This is a genomic window from Flavobacterium sp. CF136, assembly GCF_000282055.1.
Classification (GTDB): domain Bacteria; phylum Bacteroidota; class Bacteroidia; order Flavobacteriales; family Flavobacteriaceae; genus Flavobacterium.
Window position 1 is genome coordinate 176,855 of sequence record NZ_AKJZ01000010.1, and the last position, 21,245, is coordinate 198,099.

Here is a 21,245-nt window from a genome sequence, read left to right on the forward strand (position 1 = left end):
AAAGTTAAAAAAGCCTAGAGCATACAGCTTAAAGCCTAAAGCGAAAGAAAAATATGGAAAGTTTTAGAACAGAAATAGAAAATCCGATAGTTCAGAAAGAGATTATCGATTTGGAAAAAAAGATTCATTTATTCCGTGGAGGAAAAATTGATGATGAGCGTTTTCGTAGTCTTCGTTTAGCACGTGGAATTTACGGACAACGTCAGGAAGGTGTTCAGATGATTCGTATCAAATTGCCTTATGGTAAAGTTACCAGCGAGCAATTGGTGCGTATCACTAAGGTTTCTGATGAATATTCTACAGGACGTTTGCACATTACAACGCGTCAGGATATCCAGATTCATTACGTAAGTTTAGACAGGACTCCTGAACTTTGGGCCAATCTGGCGAAAGATGATATTACGTTACGTGAAGCTTGCGGTAATACTGTAAGGAATATTACAGGAAGTGAATTAGCAGGTGTAGATGTAAACGAACCATTTGATGTTACGCCTTACGCACACGGGATGTTTCAATATTTGTTGAGAAACCCAATCTGTCAGGAAATGGGACGTAAATTCAAAATTTCGTTCTCTTCATCTGACGAAGACACTGCTTTGAGCTATTTGCACGATTTAGGATTTATTCCAAAAATTGTAGATGGTCAACGTGGATTTAAAGTAGTTTTTGGTGGAGGTTTGGGTTCACAGCCAGCCCATGCTGAATTGCTTTCAGAATTTATTCCGGTTAACCAAATCATTCCAACAGCAGAAGGAATCATCCGTATTTTTGACAGATATGGTGAGCGTGCCAAAAGAATGAAAGCACGTATGAAATTCTTAATCAAAGAAATTGGTAAAGATGTTTTCCTTGATTTGGTTGAAAAAGAGAAAAAAGCAATCGCTTTTGAAACATACGAAATTGACACAACTGCTTTTGAAGGTGCTATTCCAGAGCCTTTATTGGAAGTGCCACAAGTAACTATTGATGATACTGCAGCTTATGAAGCATGGAAAAAATCAAATGTTATTGCACAGAAACAAGCAGGATATTTTGCTATTGGAATCAAAGTTTTATTAGGTGATTTTTATACTGATAAAGCCAGATTATTAGCAGATTTGATTAAAAATTATGGAGCAAATGAACTTCGTTTTTCATTGCGTCAAAATATTGTAATTCGTCACATAAAAGAAGAAAATTTACCTTTCTTTTATCAGGAATTAGCCAAATTGGATATGGTAGCTTTAGGTTACAATACCATTGGCGATATTACGGCTTGTCCTGGAACCGATACTTGTAATTTAGGAATTGCGAGCAGTACCGGAATTGCAGATGAATTAGAAAAAGTAATCAAAGCAGAATATCCACAATACAGCAACAATACTGAAATTGAAATCAAAATCAGTGGTTGTATGAATGCTTGCGGACAACACAATATGTCGGCAATTGGTTTTCAGGGAATGTCAATCAATTCCGGAAAATTAGTAGCTCCGGCATTGCAGGTTTTATTGGGTGGAGGAAGATTAGGAAATGGAGAAGGACGTTTTGCAGATAAAGTAATCAAAATCCCAAGCCGCAGAGGACCAGATGCTTTGCGTACAATCTTAAATGATTATGATGCGAATGGAAAGGGTCAGAAATTCCTAAACTATTATGATGCAAAAGGAGAAAAATATTTCTATGAAATCTTAAAACCTTTCGCAGATGTAACCAATTTAACTGAAGCTGATTTTATTGACTGGGGTAATGCTGATAACTACGTAAAAGCAGTTGGAGTTGGAGAATGTGCCGGTGTTGTAATTGATTTGGTTGCTACTTTATTATTAGAAGCAAAAGACAAATTAACGTTCGCACAGGAATCATTCGACGAAGGAAAATGGTCTGATGCAATTTATCATGCGTATGCAGGATTTGTTAATGGTGCAAAAGCATTATTGCTTTCTGAAAACGAAAAAACAAATAATCATGCAGGAATTGTTGATTTGTTTGATACTGTTTTCATTGCAACTTCTAAAATAGAATTATCAACAAGCTTTAAGGAATTGGTATATCAAATCAATAAAACAGAACCTTCTGAAGCGTTTGCAAAAAAATATATTCAGGAAGGAATTGCGTTTTTTGATATAATTGAAAAATACAGAGCACAAGAATTAGCTAATGCTTAATATCAAACCAAAAGTAACTTTAGTCGGTGCAGGTCCCGGCGATCCGGAATTGCTTACGCTGAAAGGTGTAAAAGCATTGGCTGAAGCGAATGTGGTTTTGTATGATGCATTGGCAAATGAAGAAATATTGGCATATGCTCCTAAAAACGCCATCAAAATTTTTGTTGGTAAACAAATTGGAAATCACGCTTACACGCAGGATCAGATTAATCAGTTGATTGTTGATAATGCTTTGACCTACGGAAATGTAGTTCGATTAAAAGGCGGTGATTCGTTTATTTTTGGGCGTGGAAGTGAAGAAATCGAATTTGCTGAGAGTTTCGGAATTGAAACTGCTGTTATTCCAGGGATATCTTCAGTAGTTGCAGTTCCGGCGAGTCAGGGAATTTCAATTACTAAAAGAGGAGTTTCTGAGAGTTTTTGGGCTATTACGGGTACAACTTCCGACAGAAGATTGTCTTCGGATGTAGCTTTGGCCGCGCAATCATCAGCAACAGTTGTGATTGTAATGGGAATGCACAAGTTGCCTCAGATTATCGATTTGTTTCAAAAAGAAGATAAAGGAGATTTACCAGTTGCGATTATTCAAAACGGAACAACAACCGAAGAAAAAATAGGCGTTGGAACAGTAGATTCGATTTTAAATATTGTAAAAGAAGAAGTTTTAAGTTCACCGGCGATTATTGTTCTCGGAGAAGTTGTTCGCGAGAGCAATAAAAGGGGTTTTACGAAGAGTTTCTGTCAAAGGAAATGATTCAATAGCTAAAAACTCCGTAGGAGTGGCCTGTTTTGTAGCGTCGGATTTTAATCCGATGAAAGCGAGAGCAATAAATTAAAAGGGTTTTACGAAGAATTTCTGTCAAAAGAAATGATTCAATAGCTAAAAACTCCTTAGGAGTGACCTGTTTTGTAGCGTCGGATTTTAATCCGATGAAAGCGAAAGCAATAAATTAAAAGGATTTTACGAAGAGTTTCTTTCAAAAGAAATTGCCCGATAAAATATAAATCATCTAATTTTGGCTGGATGAAAATAAATTAAAATGGAACAAAACGAATTATATCCAATATTCTTAAAACTTCACAATCTGAATGTGCTGATTGTGGGTGGAGGAAATGTAGGATTAGAAAAGCTTTCTTTTTTACTGAAATCAAGTCCAAATGCAAATGTAGAGGTTGTAGCAAAAGATTTTCATCTTGAGATTAAAGTCTTAGCAGAAAAACATCCTACACTTAAATTGACGCAATCGAAGTTTAAGAAAAAAATGCTCAAAAAACGCCATATGGTTATCGCTTGTACGGATGATTTAGAAATAAATAAAAAAGTGTACGATTTATCACGAAAGCGTTATTTGATTTGCAATATTGCCGATACGCCGGATTTGTGTGATTATTATTTAGGTGGAATCGTAACGAAAGGAAATGTAAAAATTGCCATTTCGACCAACGGAAAATCACCAACAACCGCCAAAAGACTGCGGGAGTTTTTTGAAGAAGTAATTCCGGAGGACATCAATAAAATGGTTGAAAACCTTAATGAATACAGGAAAACTTTAAAAGGTGATTTTGAAGATAAGGTTAAAAAGATGAACGAAATTACCGCTTCGTTAAAAAACAAAGAGTAAAAAGTTTCGCAAAGTAATGAATGATAAAAATCATTGAAATAAGAATAAATTATTCGTTTCTTTGTATTATTAAGAATGATTATAAACAACAACATAATGATTAAAACAGATATACTTATAATTGGAGCAGGACCAACAGGTTTATTTGCCGTATTCGAGGCAGGATTATTAAAATTAAAATGCCATATTTTAGATGCTTTACCACAAGCAGGAGGACAACTTTCAGAATTGTATCCAAAGAAACCTATTTATGACATTCCTGGTTTTCCGGAAGTTTTAGCAGGAGATTTAATTGATAACTTACAGGAACAAATTAAACAATTTGAGCCGGGTTATACATTAGGAGAGCGTGCTGAAACCATCGAAAAACAAGAAGACGGAAGCTTTATTGTTACTTCAAATAAAGGAACCAGATTTCATGCGCCGGTTATTGCTATCGCAGGGGGATTAGGAAGTTTTGAGCCTCGTAAACCACTTATAGAAGATATCGAGTTTTATGAAGATAAAGGAGTAAAATACTTTATCAAAAATCCTGAAAAATTCAGGGATAAAAGAGTTGTAATTGCAGGAGGAGGAGATTCAGCTTTAGACTGGAGTATTTTCCTTTCTAATGTGGCCTCAGAGGTAACTTTGATTCACCGAAGAAACGAATTTAGAGGAGCATTGGATTCTGTAGAAAAAGTACAGGAATTAAAAACTGCAGGAAAAATTAAATTAATCACACCGGCAGAAGTTATAGGAATCAACGGAGCAGAGCACGTAGAATCTTTGGATATCGAAGAAAACGGAGCACACCGTAAAATCGAAACAGATTTCTTTATTCCACTTTTCGGATTAACTCCAAAATTAGGACCAATCGCAGACTGGGGACTTGATATTGAGAAAAACGCAATTAAAGTAAACAACGCATTGGACTACCAAACCAATATTCCGGGAATCTTCGCTATCGGAGACGTTAATACATACCCGGGGAAATTAAAATTAATCCTTTGCGGATTCCACGAAGCGACTTTGATGTGCCAGGCGGCCTACCAAATCATCAATCCTGGTAAAAAATACGTTTTAAAATATACCACCGTTTCAGGTGTTGACGGTTTTGACGGAACTCGTAAAGAAGCTCCGAAAGCGGTTGTTAAGGCAATTGTATAATTTAAAGATGCTAAGTTTCTAAGATTCTGAGTATCTTAGATTTTTAAATAGTAAAGCTCAAACTTGTAATATAGTTTGAGCTTTTTTTATTCGTATCTTTGTGTTATATAAATTTTGATTATCATGAATTTAGAAACTAGAAAATATCAATTTATTCAGGAGTTGGTTAAAGTTGAAGATGTGAGCATTTTAGAGAAACTGGAATTGGTTTTGAAAGCTAATCAAAATGATTGGTTTGATGAATTATCAACTTCAGAACAAGCTGAAATTCAAATTGGACTTGAGCAGGCTGATAAAGGTGAATTAACAAGCCATGAAGATGTTATGAAAAGATTTTCAAAATGGCATTAAAGTTTGAATGGACATCACAGGCGATAAAAGGTTTTGATGAAGTTGTTGATTATTTGGAAGCAAAATGGATAACCAAGGAAATTCTAAATCTGGAAACTAAAATTCAACAAGTAATAAATCAAATAAGCCTTAATCCTGAACAATTTCCAAAATCAAAAAGAATACAAAATCTGCATAAAGCAATTGTTGATAAAAACAATTATTTGGTTTACAGAATAAATAAACCATCTGAAATTATCGAAATTATTAATTTTAGAGGTACGAAGCAAAAGCCAAAATATTAAAATTACTAAATAATCCGGTCTTAAAATCTTAGAAATTCAGAACCTTAGAATCTAAAAAAAATGGCTTTTGACGAAGATAATGCACAAAGAATTAGGACTTTTCTCCAACATAAAGAAGCTGATTTTTTCGAAAAAAAAATGTTTGGAGGTCTCGTTTTTATGGTAGACAACAAAATGTGCTGCGGAACCCGGCTTGACAAACAAATTGGAGAAAATCTTTTGCTTTGCAGAATTGGCGATAATGCATATCTGAATTCATTAGAAAGAGACGATGTGATACCAATGTCAAGTTCCGAAAGACCAATCAAAAACTATATTTTTGTCACCGAAAATGGCTGGCAAAGAAATAAGGATTTAGAGTTTTGGCTACAGCTTTGTTTAGATTTTAATCCGATAGCAAAAGCAAGTAAGAAAAAATAATTCATTAGAATCACTAATCACTACAATAATAAAAAATAAAGTTAGAATCTTAGTGACTTATAACCTCAGAAACTTAAAAAAACACTTGCAAGTGGTAAGGCTATTTCATAACTTTGCGCCGTTCCTATTTTTATTGTCAGTTATCACGAAAGGCGGAGGGAAAGACCCAATGAAACCTTAGCAACCCTTTACTATAAAGAAGGTGCTACATTCTACTTAATACCAACACAGTATTTAAGATAGATAACACAAATACACAAAGTATTTCTCAAACTTTTCCTGACAACATTACAATATAATTTTACTGAATTAATTTCAGTATCATGAGCGAATCATTGACGCATTTTTTGCAGTCATGGGTTCCCGCTTTTTGTTGCAATCTTTTGCTTTTTAAAGAAAAAGCAAAAGGATTTCCACTTCAATCGGGGCTAGTTAGCCATCAATAGTGAATTTTGGAATTAATGTAAAAAAATGTAATTATCTTCAGGATAATACATAATAATTAAATAAAGCTTGGCGCCTTTAGCGTCTTTGCGAGAAAGGAAAAATATGTCAATAACAATTCAGGAAGCAATCAAAAAAAATATCCTAATCCTTGATGGAGCAATGGGAACCATGCTGCAGCGCTACAATTTCTCTGAAGAAGATTTTCGCGGAGAGCGTTTCAAAGATTTTCCGCATCCGTTAAAAGGAAACAACGATTTACTATCGTTAACACAGCCAAAAGCAATCCGCGATGTGCATGCCGCTTATTATGAAGCCGGTGCAGACATTGTAGAAACCAACACCTTTTCAGGAACCACAATCGGTATGGCCGATTATTTCCTGGAGGATCTGGTTTACGAATTAAACTACGAATCGGCTAAAATTGCCCGTGAAGTAGCCGATGAGTTTACAGCCAAAAATCCGGACAAACCACGTTTTGTAGCCGGTTCCATCGGACCGACAAACAGAACTGCAAGTATGTCGCCGGACGTAAATGATCCGGGTTACAGAGCCGTAACTTTTGATGATTTAAGAATTGCGTACAAACAACAAGTTGAAGCTTTAATGGACGGAGGTTGCGATTTGCTTTTGGTAGAAACTATTTTTGATACTTTAAATGCGAAAGCGGCACTTTTTGCCATTGAAGAAGTAAAAGACGAACGTAATCTGGATATTCCAATTATGGTTTCAGGAACAATTACCGATGCTTCAGGAAGAACGCTTTCTGGACAAACGGTTGAAGCGTTTTTGATTTCAGTATCACATATTCCGTTATTAAGTGTAGGATTCAATTGCGCTTTAGGAGCCGATTTGCTGAAACCGTATTTAAAAACATTAGCACAACATACAAGTTTTAATGTTTCGGCACACCCCAATGCAGGTTTGCCAAACGCATTCGGACAATACGATGAAACACCGGAGCAGACTCAGGCATTCATCAAAGAATATTTAGATGATAATTTAATCAATATAATAGGTGGTTGTTGTGGAACAACGCCGGATCATATTCGATTAATTGCTGAAGTTGCGAAGGATTATAAGCCTAGAGTTCCGAGTGCAGTGATATAAATTAAAGGATTTGTAACTGTATTAAATAAGTGCTTTCGAGTGATAAGGTAGTTTGATTTCCTGTGTATTAAATGGTGTAAAAAAAATAAAAAATATTATGCATATTAAAGTTGTTTTTATTGGATTTTTAACTTGTTTAAGTTTGCTTTTTTTGAGTTGTTCTAATTCTGATGATAGTTCTGATAATGGTTTTGCTATCATTAAAACTGATAAGAATTGCACACAGAATGTAAATATTCCAGATGCCAATTTTAACGCTAAATTATTATCTTCAACAGCTTCACTTAATAATGTTGTCGCTGTAAATTTGGAAGGTTTTGTGACTAAAATTGATACTAATGGAGATGGAATTATTCAAGTTTGTGAAGCCGAAAACATTACAGAGTTAATTGTTGATAACTCAAATATCTCTTCATTGGATGGCTTACTTTCCTTTCGTAATCTTAGAAGTATTTCTTGTAGAGGAAATAAAATTAGCACATTAGATCTTTCGAGTTTTAAACAACTACACTCCATATACTGTGATAATAATAATCTTACGAATTTGAATATAAAAGGTTTAAGCAAACTAAAAATACTTTGGTGCTATCAAAATCAATTAACAATACTTGATTTAAGTTCTTCACCTTTATTAGAATCTTTGTTTTTTGAAAATAATAAAATTAGCACTTTGAATATCAGTAATTCAAAAAACATTACTGCTATACGAGGCTATTATAACAAATTGACTAGTATATCAGTAAGTCATTTAAAGAATTTGAATCAATTATATATAGATAATAATTTATTGACTTCTCTAGATGTTAAAGATCTACAGAATTTAACCACATTGAATTGTTCAAATAATAATATGACCTCTTTGAATACTTCAAATTGCATTAATTTAATGGATATATCTTGTGATAACAACCTTTTAACGGATTTAAAATTAAGTAATTGTGGTAAGTTAAATGCTTTAAGATGCTATAGTAATAAATTAGTTACAATCGATTTAAATGGTTTGACAGCATTACAAAATTTAGATATATCGAATAACCTTTTAACTAGTTTAGATATTCGTTATTGTCCGATTCTGGAATATTTAACAGTATATAATATGAGTAATTTACAAACGATGGTGTTAAAAAACGCAAGTAATTTGAATAATTACTATTTTGGAAACAACCCTAAGCTTACCTCTATTTGTTGTGATGTTTCGGAATTAGCAGAAGTTCAAAGTCAAGTTAATTTTTGGGGATATAACTGTATTGTTAGCACTAATTGCTTTTAACATTAGAGAAGTTAGTTAATATTACCATTTTGGTTTTGTGGTTGCCCCCTGCTAACGCGAGCTTCTAGCTCGTGCCCGCAAAGAAAGATTATTATAAGATTTTAAAATTTACAATTGGAATGTGCACGAGCGTGACGCTCGCACCAGCAAAAAAAGAAAGTTCCGTAGGGACGAGATATTTTATAGCAACGGAATTTATTCCGTTGATGATGGAAATGATTCACGGCAAGAGTTCCGTAGGAACGACACATATAATTTAAAGAATTTATTTCGTCAAAAATAAAATTGAAATCTCGGAAACATAAAATATCTTATGAAACCGAGTGCCGCGTGAGGGATAGAAGCGGCTAGCCCACAGCCTGACGAAGGAAGAGCGAGGACTAATAGCGGATAGCCCGGCCCTTGGGACACGCCCAAAGGAAATCTTGAAAAACTTTTAGGATTTGAAATATTAGAATGAGATTGCTTCGTTCCTCGCAAAGACAAGCAAAACGTTGAAATAAAAGTTCCAGAGGAACAAAACATATTGTAGCAACGGAATTTATTCCGTTGAAAATTGAAAAAAGAAATGGCAGAAAAAAGAAGAGACCTTGTATTAGCAGGATTAGAACCGTTAATTATTACGCCCGAAAGTGTTTTTGTAAACATTGGCGAGCGTACGAATGTAACAGGTTCTAGAAAATTCCTGCGTTTAATCAAGGAAGAGAAATATGACGAGGCGCTTGATATTGCAAGACAACAAGTTGAAGGTGGAGCGCAGATCATCGATATTAATATGGATGAAGGAATGCTTGATGGTGTTCAGGCAATGACTAAGTTTTTGAACTTAATTGCATCAGAACCGGATATTTCGAGAGTGCCGATTATGATCGACAGCTCGAAATGGGAAATCATCGAAGCGGGGCTTAAAGTAGTACAAGGAAAAAGCGTTGTAAACTCAATTTCGTTGAAAGAAGGTGAGGAAGCCTTTATTCATCACGCCAAATTAATTAAACGTTACGGAGCTGCAGCAATTATCATGGCTTTTGACGAAGTAGGTCAGGCTGATAATTTTGACCGAAGAGTGGAAATCTGTCAGCGTTCGTATGATATTTTGGTTAATAAAGTTGGTTTTCCTCCACAGGATATTATTTTCGATTTGAATATTTTCCCCGTTGCAACCGGAATGGAAGAACATCGCTTAAATGCTTTGGACTTTTTTAGGGGGACTAAATGGGTTCGCGAAAACCTGCCTCATGCACATATCAGCGGAGGAGTGAGTAACGTTTCGTTTTCTTTTAGAGGCAACGATCATGTTCGTGAAGCGATGCACTCGGTGTTTTTATACCACGCTATCCAGAACGGAATGACAATGGGAATCGTGAATCCGGAAATGCTTTCGATTTATGATGATATTCCAAAAGATTTATTAGAACATGTTGAAGACGTAATTCTTAACAGACGAGACGATGCGACAGAACGACTTCTAGATTTTGCTGAAAACGTAAAAGGCGAAGTAAAATCAGATGAAAAAGCAATCCAGGAATGGCGTTTAGGAACCGTTCAGGAACGTATTACACATTCATTGGTAAAAGGGGTTGATGCTTTTATAGAAATAGATGTTGAAGAAGCACGTTTAGCAGCGACAAAACCAATTGAAGTTATCGAAATCAATTTGATGACGGGAATGAACGTAGTTGGAGATTTATTCGGAAGCGGAAAAATGTTCCTGCCTCAGGTTGTAAAATCGGCACGTGTAATGAAAAAAGCGGTTGCGTATTTGTTACCTTTTATTGAAGCAAGTAAACAAGCCGGAGACAAACAAGGAAACGGAAAAATATTGATGGCAACTGTAAAAGGTGACGTACACGATATTGGTAAAAACATCGTTTCGGTGGTTTTAGCCTGTAACAATTACGAGATTGTAGATCTTGGTGTAATGGTGCCTCCGGAAAAAATTATTGCGGCAGCCATTGAACATAATGTTGACATCATCGGTTTAAGCGGATTGATCACACCTTCGCTTGACGAAATGGTGTATCTGGCTAAAGAATTAGACAAACAAGGAATTAAAATTCCGATTATGATTGGTGGAGCCACTACTTCGCGTGCACATACTGCCGTGAAAATCGCTCCACAATACAGAGAAACTGTAATTCACGTAAACGATGCTTCGCGCGCCGTTACCGTTGCAGGAAATTTATTAGATCATAACCGAAAAATATATGCAAGCGATATTCGTGCAGAATACGATGCGTTTAGGGAAACGTTTTTAAATCGTTCGCGAGATAAAAACTTCCTGACGATTGAGCAGGCACGTAAAAATAAGCTGCAATTGGATTGGGAGAATTTTACTCCGGTGAAACCAAATATAATTGGAGAACAGGTTATCGAAGTTGATTTGGATGTTTTGGTTCCGTATATCGACTGGACACCGTTTTTCAGAACTTGGGAATTGTTCGGAAAATATCCGGCAATCTTAACCGATGAGGTTGTTGGGGAACAGGCAACTTCTGTTTTTGCAGATGCTCAGGAGATGTTGAAAGTAATTTTGGCAGAAAAGAAATTACAAGCAAAAGGAATTTACGGTATTTTCCCTGCGAATCAAATCAACGATGACGATATTGAATTGACGGATGAAAATGGAAAACCTTTGCAGATATTTCTAACGCTTCGCCAACAATCACAAAAGACAAAAGGAGCACCAAATATCGCATTAGCTGATTTTATCGCACCAAAAGAAAGCGGTAAAATCGATTATATGGGTGCATTTTGCGTAACAACAGGTTTTGGTGTTGATGAATGGGCTGCTGAATTTGAGAAAGATCTTGACGATTACAATTCGATTATGGTTAAAGCATTAGCAGATCGTTTTGCTGAGGCTTTCGCCGAATATTTACACGAAAAAGTGCGTAAGGAAATCTGGGGTTATTCATCAGATGAAAACCTAAGCACCGAAGAAATGATTTCTGAAGATTACAAAGGAATTCGTCCGGCCCCGGGTTATCCGGCTTGTCCTGACCATTTGGAAAAACCAACAATCTGGAAGCTTTTAAATGTAGAAAAAGAAATCGGAGTTACCCTGACGGAAAGTATGGCAATGTGGCCGGCTTCATCTGTTTCGGGATACTATTTCGGAAATCCGGAAAGTAAATATTTCGGACTGGGAAAAATAAAAGAAGACCAGGTGGTAGATTATGCCAAACGTAGAAATGTACCAACCGATTATGCCATGAAATGGTTGAATCCTAATATAGCAGACTAAAAAAAGTTTCAAGTTTCAGGTTTCAGGTTCGCACAGAACTTGAAATCTGAAACTTAAAAAACTTGAAACAAAAATAAAAATGAAAGTAACAGAACATATAGAAAACGCCAAAGGAAAAACATTATTCTCATTTGAAATTATTCCGCCTCAAAAAGGGAAAAGTATTCAGGAATTATACGACAATATCGATCCGTTAATGGAATTTAAACCGCCATTTATTGATGTAACGACTTCACGCGAAGAATACATTTATATTGATAAAGGCAATGGGCTATTAGACAAAAAACTAACTCGTATGCGTCCGGGAACGCTTGGAATTTGTGCTTCCATAAAACACAAATATAATGTTGACACTGTGCCACACCTGCTTTGTGGAGGTTTTACACAGGAAGAAACAGAGTACATGCTGGTAGATTGTCACTATCTGGGAATCAACAACGTAATGGCACTTCGCGGTGACGCCATGAAAGATGAACAATCTTTCGTGCCTAAAGTTGGGGGAAATAATTTTGCCATCGATTTGGTAAAGCAAATCAATCAATTAAATTGTGGGAAATATTTACACGAAGTAATGGATGTTGACAATAAAGCCGATTTTTGTATTGGTGTTGCCGGTTACCCGGAAAAACATTTAGAATCACCATCGTTACAATCTGACTTAAGAAGATTAAAAGAAAAGGTAGATGCCGGCGCAGATTATGTCGTTACGCAAATGTTTTTTGATAATACAAAATATTTTGAATTCGTTGCCAAAGCTAGAGAAATGGGTATTACGGTACCAATTATTCCGGGAATTAAGCCAATTGCAGTTCAAAAACACATGCAGATTTTACCGCAGATTTTCCGTATCGATTTACCTGAAGATTTGATTCACGCAGTTGATAAATGCAAGAACAATGCAGAAATCAGACAAGTTGGAATTGAGTGGGCAATTCAGCAATCACTTGAACTTAAAGCTGCCGGAGTACCGTTTTTGCATTATTATTCAATGGGAAAATCTGAAAATATCCGCCAAATAGCGAGCCAGATTTTTTAAAAGGTTTATATTTTTGTCATTTCAACGAAAGGAGAAATCACACAAGCTGAGAACGCACTATTGGTGAGTATTGGATGTGATTTCTCCTTTCGTTGAAATGACAAAACTTTGCGAATAATGTGAGTTTTCGTTAATTTTAAGCAGCTATTTCCAGCTGTCCACTATATCTTTTATGGCGAACCCCGCCACAAAAGGATGCCGCTTCCATCCGGGCTAGGGCATTAGGAATTCTAATTTCAATTTGTGATAAATTTAAACATTATGGAAAAAGAAGAGTTACAGGCAATTGCCTCTCAGCTAAAACACCCATCCGGAGAAAAAGGAATAGAAATGGCAAATATGATGCATGAGACTAACATCAATATGACCCGAAATGCTATTCAAAATCTCAATATTACTGAAGGAAACAAGATACTGGAACTTGGTCATGGAAACGCAGGGCATTTAGAATACCTTCTCAAAAAAGGAACTAACTTAAATTATTACGGTCTCGAAATGTCTGAACTTATGTTTCAGGAAGCACAACAAACGAATCACCATTTTGTAGTTAAAAAAAAGGCTCATTTCTCGCTTTACGACGGAAATGAAATTCCGTTCCAAGACTGTTTTTTTGATAAAGTTTTTACAGTAAACACAATATATTTTTGGCAAAATCCGGAAAAAATGATTTTGGAAATCTACAGGGTGCTTAATAAAAAAGGAATCTTGTGCATAACATTTGCACAGGAAAGTTTTATGAAACAGCTTCCTTTTACAAAATATGAATTTGAACTCTATACTACCGAAAAAGCAGAGAGATTAATTGAAAAAACACTTTTTAAGATAAAATATTCAGAGACATTAAAGGAGAAAATAAAAAGCAAAACAGGAGAATTGATTGACAGAACTTTTACCACTTTAGTTTTAGAAAAGTAACAAAAAGTTAGAATTTTGGTTTTTGAACTCTTTTTTTGAGTAATTTAATTGATTTTTATCGATGTTTTGTTTACGAATCCTAAATGCTTTTTAAAATTATGGAGATTAAAAAAATCAATTTTCTCAAAAGTTACAGTAGTATTCTTTTGCTTTTGGGCGGAATCACGCTTGGCAGTATTTTAGGATTGTTTTTTGGTAAAGATGTTGAAATTATAAAACCACTTGGAGATATATTTCTGAACTTACTTTTTACTGCAATCATTCCGCTTATTTTCTTCACAATTGCTTCTTCCATTGCTAATTTAGAAAGAACAGAAAAATTAGGAAAGCTTTTCATTATTATGATTGTTGTTTTTTTGGCAACAGTTCTAATATCAGCTATTGTAATGATTTTGGCAGTTTATATTTTTCCAATTCATCAGGATATTATAATTTCTAAAATTCCAATCGAAAATATTCAATCCGGGAGTATCGGAGATCAAATCGCACAATTGCTTACGGTTAATGATTTCTTCGAATTATTATCCCGAAAAAGTATGCTGGCACTTATTATTTTTTCTTTTTTAATAGGTTTTGCCAGTTTACAATCCGGAGAAAAGGGAAGCAGTTTTAGAAGTTTTCTGGATTCGGGTAACGAAGTTATGAAACAGCTTTTGACCATAATTATGAAAATGGCACCAATTGGTTTAGGAGCATATTTTGCCTATCAGGTTGGCGTTTTCGGGCCACAATTATTTGGTGTTTATGCCAAACCTTTGGGAATTTATTATGGAGCCTGTATTTTTTATTTCTTTGTGTTTTTTAGTTTGTATGCTTTCATTGCCGGAGGGAAAAGAGCTTTTGGAGTGTTCTGGAGCCACAATATTACACCAGCTTTAACAGCGGTAGGAACCTGCAGCAGCATTGCGACAATTCCGGCAAATCTCGAAGCGGCAGAAAAAATGAATATTCCAAATCATGTCAAAAATCTGGTTATCCCGCTTGGAGCGCCATTACATAAAGATGGCTCAAGTATGTCATCAATTTTAAAAATAACGGTTCTTTTTGCCATGTTTGGAAAAGATTTTACAGAACCTTCAACAATACTTTTAGCATTAGGAATTACTGTAATTGTTTCTATTGTCGAAGGCGGAATTCCAAATGGAGGTTATATTGGAGAAGTGCTGGCCATTACCGTTTACGGTTTCCCAATGGAGCAGGCTTTACCAGTGGCCATGATTTTGGGAACTCTTGTTGACCCAATAGCTACTTTATTAAATGTCAATGGAGATTTAATTTGTTCAATGATGATTTCACGGTTTTCCGAGAAGACAAAATGGTAAAAAAACAATAATTATCAGTAAGTTATGTCAGTTCTTTCGGAGTCTTTATTAATAATTTAAACAAAGAATAAAGCAGTAATAGACAGGAGTTTAAGATTCATCGATGATTTATATGAATTGGTCTAAAAGTTTAACAATTGATTTTATTATCAAGTAGTTTTACTGAAATAAAATGACCTTATTTTGAATCGTATCATCTTTTATTTAGTAGTAAGTATACTTTTTTTTGTATCAAAATTACAGGCTCAGTTATGTACCGGCAGTTTGGGAGATCCTGTGGTAAAAATTGATTTTGGTTCGGGTACTGCTACACACGGAAGTGCTTTAGGAACAGGTATTACAAGTTATAACTGGACCACAGCAGATTTTCCTGGGGATGGTTCTTATACAGTTGAAAGCAGAACAAATTCAGCAAATGTCTGGTGGACAACCACTGATCATACAGGCGGAGGTTATATGATGGTAGTGAACGCCAGTCTTTCTACCACCGATTATTTTTATAAAAATACGGTCACAGGACTTTGCCCGGAAACGACTTATGAGTTTGCTGCCTGGATTATGAATTTGTTAAGGTCAAATGATACCAGCCCACCCAATATTACGTTTACCATCGAATCAACAACCGGAACCATTTTAGGAACCTACAATACGGGTGACATTGCCTTAAATTCAAGTGCAGTCTGGAAACAATATGGTTTGTTTTTTACAACTCCAACAGGTGTTTCGACTGTTGTGATCAGGATGCGGAATAACAAAGCTGGTGCAGCTCCCGGTAATGATATTGCTTTAGACGATATCACTTTCAGGGCTTGTGGTCCAACGGTTACTTCAACTATTCAAAATGATACCAATACTAATTTAGAAATTTGTCAGAACGATACTAAAAGTTATACACTGACAGGAACAGTTTCTTCCGGATATTCAAATCCGGCATATCAATGGCAGTTAAGTTCAGATAACGGAACAACCTGGTCTGATATTCCGGGAGCAAATGCAATTACGTATACTTTTCTTCCAAGTTCAACAGTTGGCACCTATTTATATCGCATGGCGGTGGCACAAAGCACTAATATTTCTTCGGCTTCTTGTAGGGTTGTATCAAATAATATAAGTTTTAAAGTAAATGAAAGTACCGTTGCTCCAACTTTCACGACAGTGCAGCCTACATGCGATGTGCCAACCGGAACTATAAATATTACTGTCTCCGCTAATACGACATATAGTATTGATGGAACCAATTATCAGGTATCAGGTATTTTTTCGGGTTTGGCAGGCGGAGATTACAACGTTACTGCAAAATTGAACACGGGTTGTGCTTCTAATCCGATAACAGCACATATTAATAGTGTGGCTACATCTAATGCTACACCAGCATTTTCGGTTATCCAGCCAGTAATATGTACAAACCCTTATGGAACTATTATGATTACAAGCTTAGATTATGAATATAGTTTTGATAATGGGGTTTCCTGGTCAACCAGTAATTCTAAATCGGGACTCATTGCAGGAGATTATCTGATTAAAACACGAAACAGTTCGAATTGTGAAACGACAGCGGTTTCTGTAACCATAGAGGTTCCACCCGGTTATCCGCCAACGCCAACGGTTTCGGTTACGCAGCCGGATTGCTTAATAGCGACAGGAACGATAACAGTCTCAGACAATGCAGCATCTTATAGTTTTGATAATGGGCTATCCTGGATAACCTCAAATTCGAAAAATAATTTAACTCCGGCTACCTATCAAATACTTATAAAAAACACATTAGGCTGTGTTTCTCTTGTTGCAAATGAGGTCGAAATAAAGGCATACATCAATACAGAACCGCTTCCTACAGCAATAACTCCCCAGACTTTTTGTGTTCAGCAAAATGCAACTCTCAATAACATTGCCATAACCGGAACAAACATTAAATGGTACGATGCTGCTGTAAACGGAAATCTTTTAACAGGTTCAGCTATTTTACAAAGTCAAACGTATTATGCTTCTCAGACAGTTACTATTTGCGAAAGTTTAAGAATCCCCGTAACGATAACCATTCAAAATACGGCTGCTCCGACCGGGACTTCTCAACAGGATTTTTGTACGACGCAAAAGGCAACTATTGCCAGTTTAACAATTACGGGAACCAATGTTATTTGGTATGATAATGCAACAAACGGAAACGTTTTGCCAACTACAACAGCTCTTGCAAACGGAGTGACTTATTATGCTTCGCAAACCCTAAACGGTTGTGAAAGTGTTTCCCGGTTCCCGGTTCTGGTTTCTGTAGTATCACCAAGTTTAGCCGTAAATGATGTTTCTGACATTATTTGTGATGCATCGAACGATGGTGCAGAAGTAATCGATTTAACAAGTTATAATTCTAAAATAACGACCTGTGGCAGTTGTGTTTTTACTTATTTTACAACATTGGCGGGAGCAGAAAATCAAACCACATCCGAACAAATTTCTACGGCGGCCAGTTATAATTTGTCTCAGGGAACAACGATAATTTATGTTAGAATTGAATCTAATGATAAATGTTACCAGGTAATTCAGTTGAGTCTGACGTTAGTTGGTGAACCCGTAATTTCTATTGCAGATACCGTTTCATTATGTCAAAATGAAGATGTTACTATAAATGCAGGTTCAGGTTTTGACAGTTATTTGTGGTCTACAGGAGCAAATTCAGAATCCATAATGGTGTCTGATGCAGGTTCCTACTCGGTTACAGTAACTCAAAATCATGGAAATACGATTTGTTCATCAACCAAAAATTTTCAGGTTAAATTATCTAATAGTGCCACTATTTTAAAAATAGATACTCAGGATTGGTCAGACACCGAGAATGTAATTGTTGTAGAACTAACCGACAGCAGTTTAGGGAATTATGAGTATTCAATAGACGGAATCGCGTATCAGGACAGCAATACTTTTTCGGGATTGGAAACGGGTGATTATGTTATTTATGTACGTGATAAAAACGGATGTGGAACCGTGCATCAGGAAGTTTTTCTATTAAATTATCCCAAGTTTTTTACACCAAACGGAGATGGGTATAATGATACGTGGAAAGTAACGTTTTCAGAAACCGAACCTACTATAAACACCAAAATTTTCGACAGATACGGAAAATTTATTAAAGAGTTAAATGCGACATCTGCCTGGGATGGAACTTTTAATAGTCATGAATTGCCCGCAACAGATTATTGGTTTGTTGTAACCAGAGCAAACGGTAAAGTTTATAAAGGGCATTTTGCAATGAAAAGATAAAATATTCTTTTGGGTTTTGTAAGCCAAACAATTGTAATTCCTTAAATTCGATGAAAAATCATTTTAATTTAAGAAATATGAATTCAGTTCTTCAGCATGATTTAAACGATATTGAAAATATACTTGAAAAAGCAAAACAACAAGGAATAGGTTTTTTGAATAATCTCGAAAATATTCCAACTTCAAATAAAGAATCAATCGACACAAACTGTCATTTAAACGAATTAGGTTTAGGATCTTTAGAAGTGTTAAACGAATTTAATGAAAGACTGGCACCCTTGATGGTTGCTTCACCGGGGCCTAGATATTGGGGATTTGTAACAGGAGGATCAACTCCGGCTTCTATTGTTGGAGACTGGCTGGCTTCTGTTTACGATCAGAATACACAGGCAGTAAAAGCACAAGGCGGAGTTTCGGCATTGATTGAATTTGAAACTATTAACTTGTTATTGCAGTTGTTGGAACTTCCAAAAACATTTTTAGGTGGCTTTGTAACGGGTGCTACCATGTCAAATTTTACCTGTTTGGGAGTTGCCAGACAATGGTTCGGAAGTCAGCTTGGAAAGGATTTTGCCAAAAATGGAATTTCAGAAACAATTCCTGTCTTAGCAGCAACACCACATTCTTCTTCAATAAAAACATTAGCAATGTTAGGGATTGGGAGTCAAAATTATACGGTTATTAAAACCATTGAAGGAAACCGTGAAGCAATTGATATAGATGATCTGGAAAAAAATATCAGAAGTTTAAGCGGAAAACCTTTTATTTTAATTTCAAGCGCAGGAACCGTCAATACAGCTGATTTTGATGATTTTGAAGCCATTTCAAAACTTAGAGAGAAATATAGTTTTTGGTGGCATATTGATGCAGCTTTTGGTGGTTTTGCAGCCGTTTCGGAGAAAAATAAGCATTTTGTAAAAGGCTGGGAAGGAGCTGATAGTATTACAATCGATTGTCATAAATGGTTGAATGTACCTTACGAAAGTGCTTTTTATTTGATAAAAGAACAGCACACAGCTTTACAAATTGAAACTTTTCAAAACTCAAACGCACCTTATTTAGGAAATCCATTGGAGAATTTCAATTATCTAAATGTTTTGCCTGAAAATTCAAGACGTTTAAGAGCTTTACCGGTTTGGTTTTCTTTATTGGCATACGGTAAAAATGGTTTCCGGGATATTGTAGAAAATAGTGTAGTACTGGCTTTGAGTTTTGGTGAACAACTTACAGAAACAGGCAATTTTGAACTTCTTGCCCCAATTCGTCTGAATAATGTCTGCTTTACTTTAAAAGGAGATCACAATCAGGAAAAAGTATCTCAGTTTCTGACTCACCTGAACGATACAGGAAAAGTTTTTATGACACCAACAGTGTATCAAAACCGTAAAGGAATCAGGGCATCATTTGTAAATTGGCGAACAACTGAAAACGATATCAGAATTGTGATAGAGGAAATGAAAACTGTCGTTTTAGAATTGGATATATAAAAAAAATAAAATTGACCCATTTGTTCTGCAATAACATAAACCGATATTTTTAGATGATGAATTTTCCAATGATAATGGGTATTACTTCAGGTGCTGCATTTTTGCTGGGGTTTTTACTTCTTGCCCATTCTCGAAAGGTAAATTTAATTGCCAACATATACTTAGGCTTATTTGTTATTACACTTGGATTGGCAATGCTTGAAATACCTTTGTTTTATCAATCCTATCATTTAAAACATCCAAATTTGTTTGAAATGATAGGATTGATAAGATTCCTGACAGCTCCATTTCTTTATATCAGCATTTTATATTTTACATCATTCCACAAAAAAATTGAAAAGAAAAATTTATGGCATTTTTTACCCTTTCTTATTTTTTTGATTTTCAGATTTCCTTTTTTTATTACAGGGAAAAATATTGAATTTAGTTATGAAACAGGCAGGGTTGTGTTTTTTATTCTGAAAACAGCATTGCCGCTTCAGGCTATCATTTATTGGTATTTATCATTTAGAAGATTGCAAAATCATTTGAAAAACATCCGTGAATTTTCATCTTCAACTGAAGAAATTAATCTTTTCTGGTTAAAATATTTTTTATTGGTTTTGTTATTTATTGTGATAGCGTGGTTTAATCTTATCTTTTTTAATTTAACTGATTTAATTGAATGTACACCTTTCATATATTTGCTGAGTATCTTTTTTCTGGCCTATTTTTCTTTGCAGCAAAAAGAAATTTTTGATTTCAGCAAAAGCGAATTAAATGATTTATCAGCTATTAAAGAATATAAAAAAGAAAGCCCGAAAAGAGTTTCTGATACCAGATTAATTGAGATAGATGAGAAATTAAAGTTACTCATGAATTCTGAAAAATTGTATTTGGATAACGATCTGAGTTTGCCAAAACTGGCAAAACACCTGAATTCAAGCTGTAATGAAACTTCATTTGTGATTAATGAATTGTATGGGGATAATTTCTATAATTTTATAAATAAATATCGAATTGAGGAAGCTAAGAATCTGTTGTTGTCGGAAAAATATAATCAATTAAATATTCTGGGAATTGCTTACGAATCCGGATTTAATTCCAAAACCACTTTTAATACTACTTTCAAAAAACACACCGGTTATTCTCCAACCGAGTTTGTGAAACGGCATAAAATTATTGAAGAAAAAGGATTTTAATTACGTTCGGA

Annotated in this window: 16 protein-coding genes and 1 riboswitch; all 16 genes read left to right on the plus strand. The window is 35.3% G+C overall.

The annotated features are described in order from the left end of the window. Positions 1–53 precede the first annotated feature (53 nt). Positions 54–2,144, plus strand: coding sequence for a HEPN domain-containing protein (locus PMI10_RS04415; RefSeq protein ID WP_007804951.1), 2,091 nt, complete (start codon positions 54–56; stop codon positions 2,142–2,144). Further along, on the plus strand, positions 2,137–2,898 hold the full coding sequence (gene cobA, locus PMI10_RS04420; RefSeq protein ID WP_007804953.1) for a uroporphyrinogen-III C-methyltransferase: 762 nt from the start codon (positions 2,137–2,139) through the stop codon (positions 2,896–2,898). Before PMI10_RS04415 ends, cobA begins: the two co-directional genes overlap by 8 nt. 286 nt (positions 2,899–3,184) lie before the next feature. Next, positions 3,185–3,766, plus strand: a complete 582-nt coding sequence (locus PMI10_RS04425; RefSeq protein WP_007804955.1) for a precorrin-2 dehydrogenase/sirohydrochlorin ferrochelatase family protein — start codon at positions 3,185–3,187, stop codon at positions 3,764–3,766. 96 nt (positions 3,767–3,862) lie between these two features. Further along, complete coding sequence (locus PMI10_RS04430) at positions 3,863–4,915, plus strand: NAD(P)/FAD-dependent oxidoreductase (RefSeq protein ID WP_007804956.1); 1,053 nt, start codon at positions 3,863–3,865, stop codon at positions 4,913–4,915. Positions 4,916–5,038: 123 nt separating this feature from the next. Next, positions 5,039–5,266 (plus strand): hypothetical protein, encoded by a 228-nt coding sequence (locus PMI10_RS04435; protein ID WP_007804958.1) that lies wholly within the window; start codon positions 5,039–5,041, stop codon positions 5,264–5,266. Next, positions 5,257–5,550 carry a type II toxin-antitoxin system RelE/ParE family toxin gene (locus PMI10_RS04440; protein WP_007804960.1) on the plus strand — a complete coding sequence of 98 codons (294 nt, stop codon included), beginning with the start codon at positions 5,257–5,259 and terminating at the stop codon, positions 5,548–5,550. Before PMI10_RS04435 ends, PMI10_RS04440 begins: the two co-directional genes overlap by 10 nt. A gap of 60 nt (positions 5,551–5,610) precedes the next feature. Next, positions 5,611–5,970, plus strand: a complete 360-nt coding sequence (locus tag PMI10_RS04445; protein ID WP_007804963.1) for a TfoX/Sxy family protein — start codon at positions 5,611–5,613, stop codon at positions 5,968–5,970. A gap of 137 nt (positions 5,971–6,107) precedes the next feature. Continuing rightward, a riboswitch (SAM riboswitch) is annotated at positions 6,108–6,220 on the plus strand. A gap of 299 nt (positions 6,221–6,519) precedes the next feature. Further along, on the plus strand, positions 6,520–7,524 hold the full coding sequence (locus PMI10_RS04450) for a homocysteine S-methyltransferase family protein (protein ID WP_035631342.1): 1,005 nt from the start codon (positions 6,520–6,522) through the stop codon (positions 7,522–7,524). 97 nt (positions 7,525–7,621) lie between these two features. Beyond that, entirely contained in the window at positions 7,622–8,794 is a 1,173-nt protein-coding gene (locus PMI10_RS04455; RefSeq protein WP_007804967.1) for a leucine-rich repeat domain-containing protein, read from the plus strand. Positions 8,795–9,362: 568 nt separating this feature from the next. After that, positions 9,363–12,038: a methionine synthase gene (gene metH / locus PMI10_RS04460; RefSeq protein ID WP_007804968.1), complete on the plus strand. Its 2,676-nt coding sequence runs from the start codon at positions 9,363–9,365 to the stop codon at positions 12,036–12,038. A 79-nt stretch (positions 12,039–12,117) separates the two neighbouring features. Next, on the plus strand, positions 12,118–13,074 hold the full coding sequence (gene metF / locus PMI10_RS04465; protein ID WP_007804970.1) for a methylenetetrahydrofolate reductase [NAD(P)H]: 957 nt from the start codon (positions 12,118–12,120) through the stop codon (positions 13,072–13,074). Positions 13,075–13,335: 261 nt separating this feature from the next. Beyond that, positions 13,336–13,989, plus strand: a complete 654-nt coding sequence (locus tag PMI10_RS04470; RefSeq protein ID WP_007804972.1) for a class I SAM-dependent methyltransferase — start codon at positions 13,336–13,338, stop codon at positions 13,987–13,989. Between the two features lie 98 nt (positions 13,990–14,087). Then, positions 14,088–15,311, plus strand: coding sequence for a dicarboxylate/amino acid:cation symporter (locus PMI10_RS04475; protein WP_007804973.1), 1,224 nt, complete (start codon positions 14,088–14,090; stop codon positions 15,309–15,311). 183 nt (positions 15,312–15,494) lie between these two features. Next, a complete protein-coding gene (locus tag PMI10_RS21535; protein WP_007804975.1) occupies positions 15,495–18,566 on the plus strand; it encodes a T9SS type B sorting domain-containing protein in 3,072 nt (1,023 codons plus the stop codon). A gap of 77 nt (positions 18,567–18,643) precedes the next feature. Then, the gene (locus tag PMI10_RS04485; protein ID WP_007804977.1) at positions 18,644–20,053 is read left to right on the plus strand and encodes a pyridoxal phosphate-dependent decarboxylase family protein; all 1,410 of its coding nucleotides are present in this window, start codon (positions 18,644–18,646) and stop codon (positions 20,051–20,053) included. Between the two features lie 53 nt (positions 20,054–20,106). After that, the gene (locus PMI10_RS04490; protein ID WP_007804978.1) at positions 20,107–21,234 is read left to right on the plus strand and encodes a helix-turn-helix domain-containing protein; all 1,128 of its coding nucleotides are present in this window, start codon (positions 20,107–20,109) and stop codon (positions 21,232–21,234) included. Positions 21,235–21,245: the final 11 nt, after the last annotated feature.

Bases quoted from the DNA above. Each gene is read 5' to 3' on its own strand.
- PMI10_RS04415 (WP_007804951.1), top strand. From the start codon at position 54: ATGGAAAGTTTTAGAACAGAAATAGAAAATCCGATAGTTCAGAAAGAG.
- cobA (WP_007804953.1), top strand. From the start codon at position 2,137: ATGCTTAATATCAAACCAAAAGTAACTTTAGTCGGTGCAGGTCCCGGC.
- PMI10_RS04425 (WP_007804955.1), top strand. From the start codon at position 3,185: ATGGAACAAAACGAATTATATCCAATATTCTTAAAACTTCACAATCTG.
- PMI10_RS04430 (WP_007804956.1), top strand. From the start codon at position 3,863: ATGATTAAAACAGATATACTTATAATTGGAGCAGGACCAACAGGTTTA.
- PMI10_RS04435 (WP_007804958.1), top strand. From the start codon at position 5,039: ATGAATTTAGAAACTAGAAAATATCAATTTATTCAGGAGTTGGTTAAA.
- PMI10_RS04440 (WP_007804960.1), top strand. From the start codon at position 5,257: ATGGCATTAAAGTTTGAATGGACATCACAGGCGATAAAAGGTTTTGAT.
- PMI10_RS04445 (WP_007804963.1), top strand. From the start codon at position 5,611: ATGGCTTTTGACGAAGATAATGCACAAAGAATTAGGACTTTTCTCCAA.
- PMI10_RS04450 (WP_035631342.1), top strand. From the start codon at position 6,520: ATGTCAATAACAATTCAGGAAGCAATCAAAAAAAATATCCTAATCCTT.
- PMI10_RS04455 (WP_007804967.1), top strand. From the start codon at position 7,622: ATGCATATTAAAGTTGTTTTTATTGGATTTTTAACTTGTTTAAGTTTG.
- metH (WP_007804968.1), top strand. From the start codon at position 9,363: ATGGCAGAAAAAAGAAGAGACCTTGTATTAGCAGGATTAGAACCGTTA.
- metF (WP_007804970.1), top strand. From the start codon at position 12,118: ATGAAAGTAACAGAACATATAGAAAACGCCAAAGGAAAAACATTATTC.
- PMI10_RS04470 (WP_007804972.1), top strand. From the start codon at position 13,336: ATGGAAAAAGAAGAGTTACAGGCAATTGCCTCTCAGCTAAAACACCCA.
- PMI10_RS04475 (WP_007804973.1), top strand. From the start codon at position 14,088: ATGGAGATTAAAAAAATCAATTTTCTCAAAAGTTACAGTAGTATTCTT.
- PMI10_RS04485 (WP_007804977.1), top strand. From the start codon at position 18,644: ATGAATTCAGTTCTTCAGCATGATTTAAACGATATTGAAAATATACTT.
- PMI10_RS04490 (WP_007804978.1), top strand. From the start codon at position 20,107: ATGATGAATTTTCCAATGATAATGGGTATTACTTCAGGTGCTGCATTT.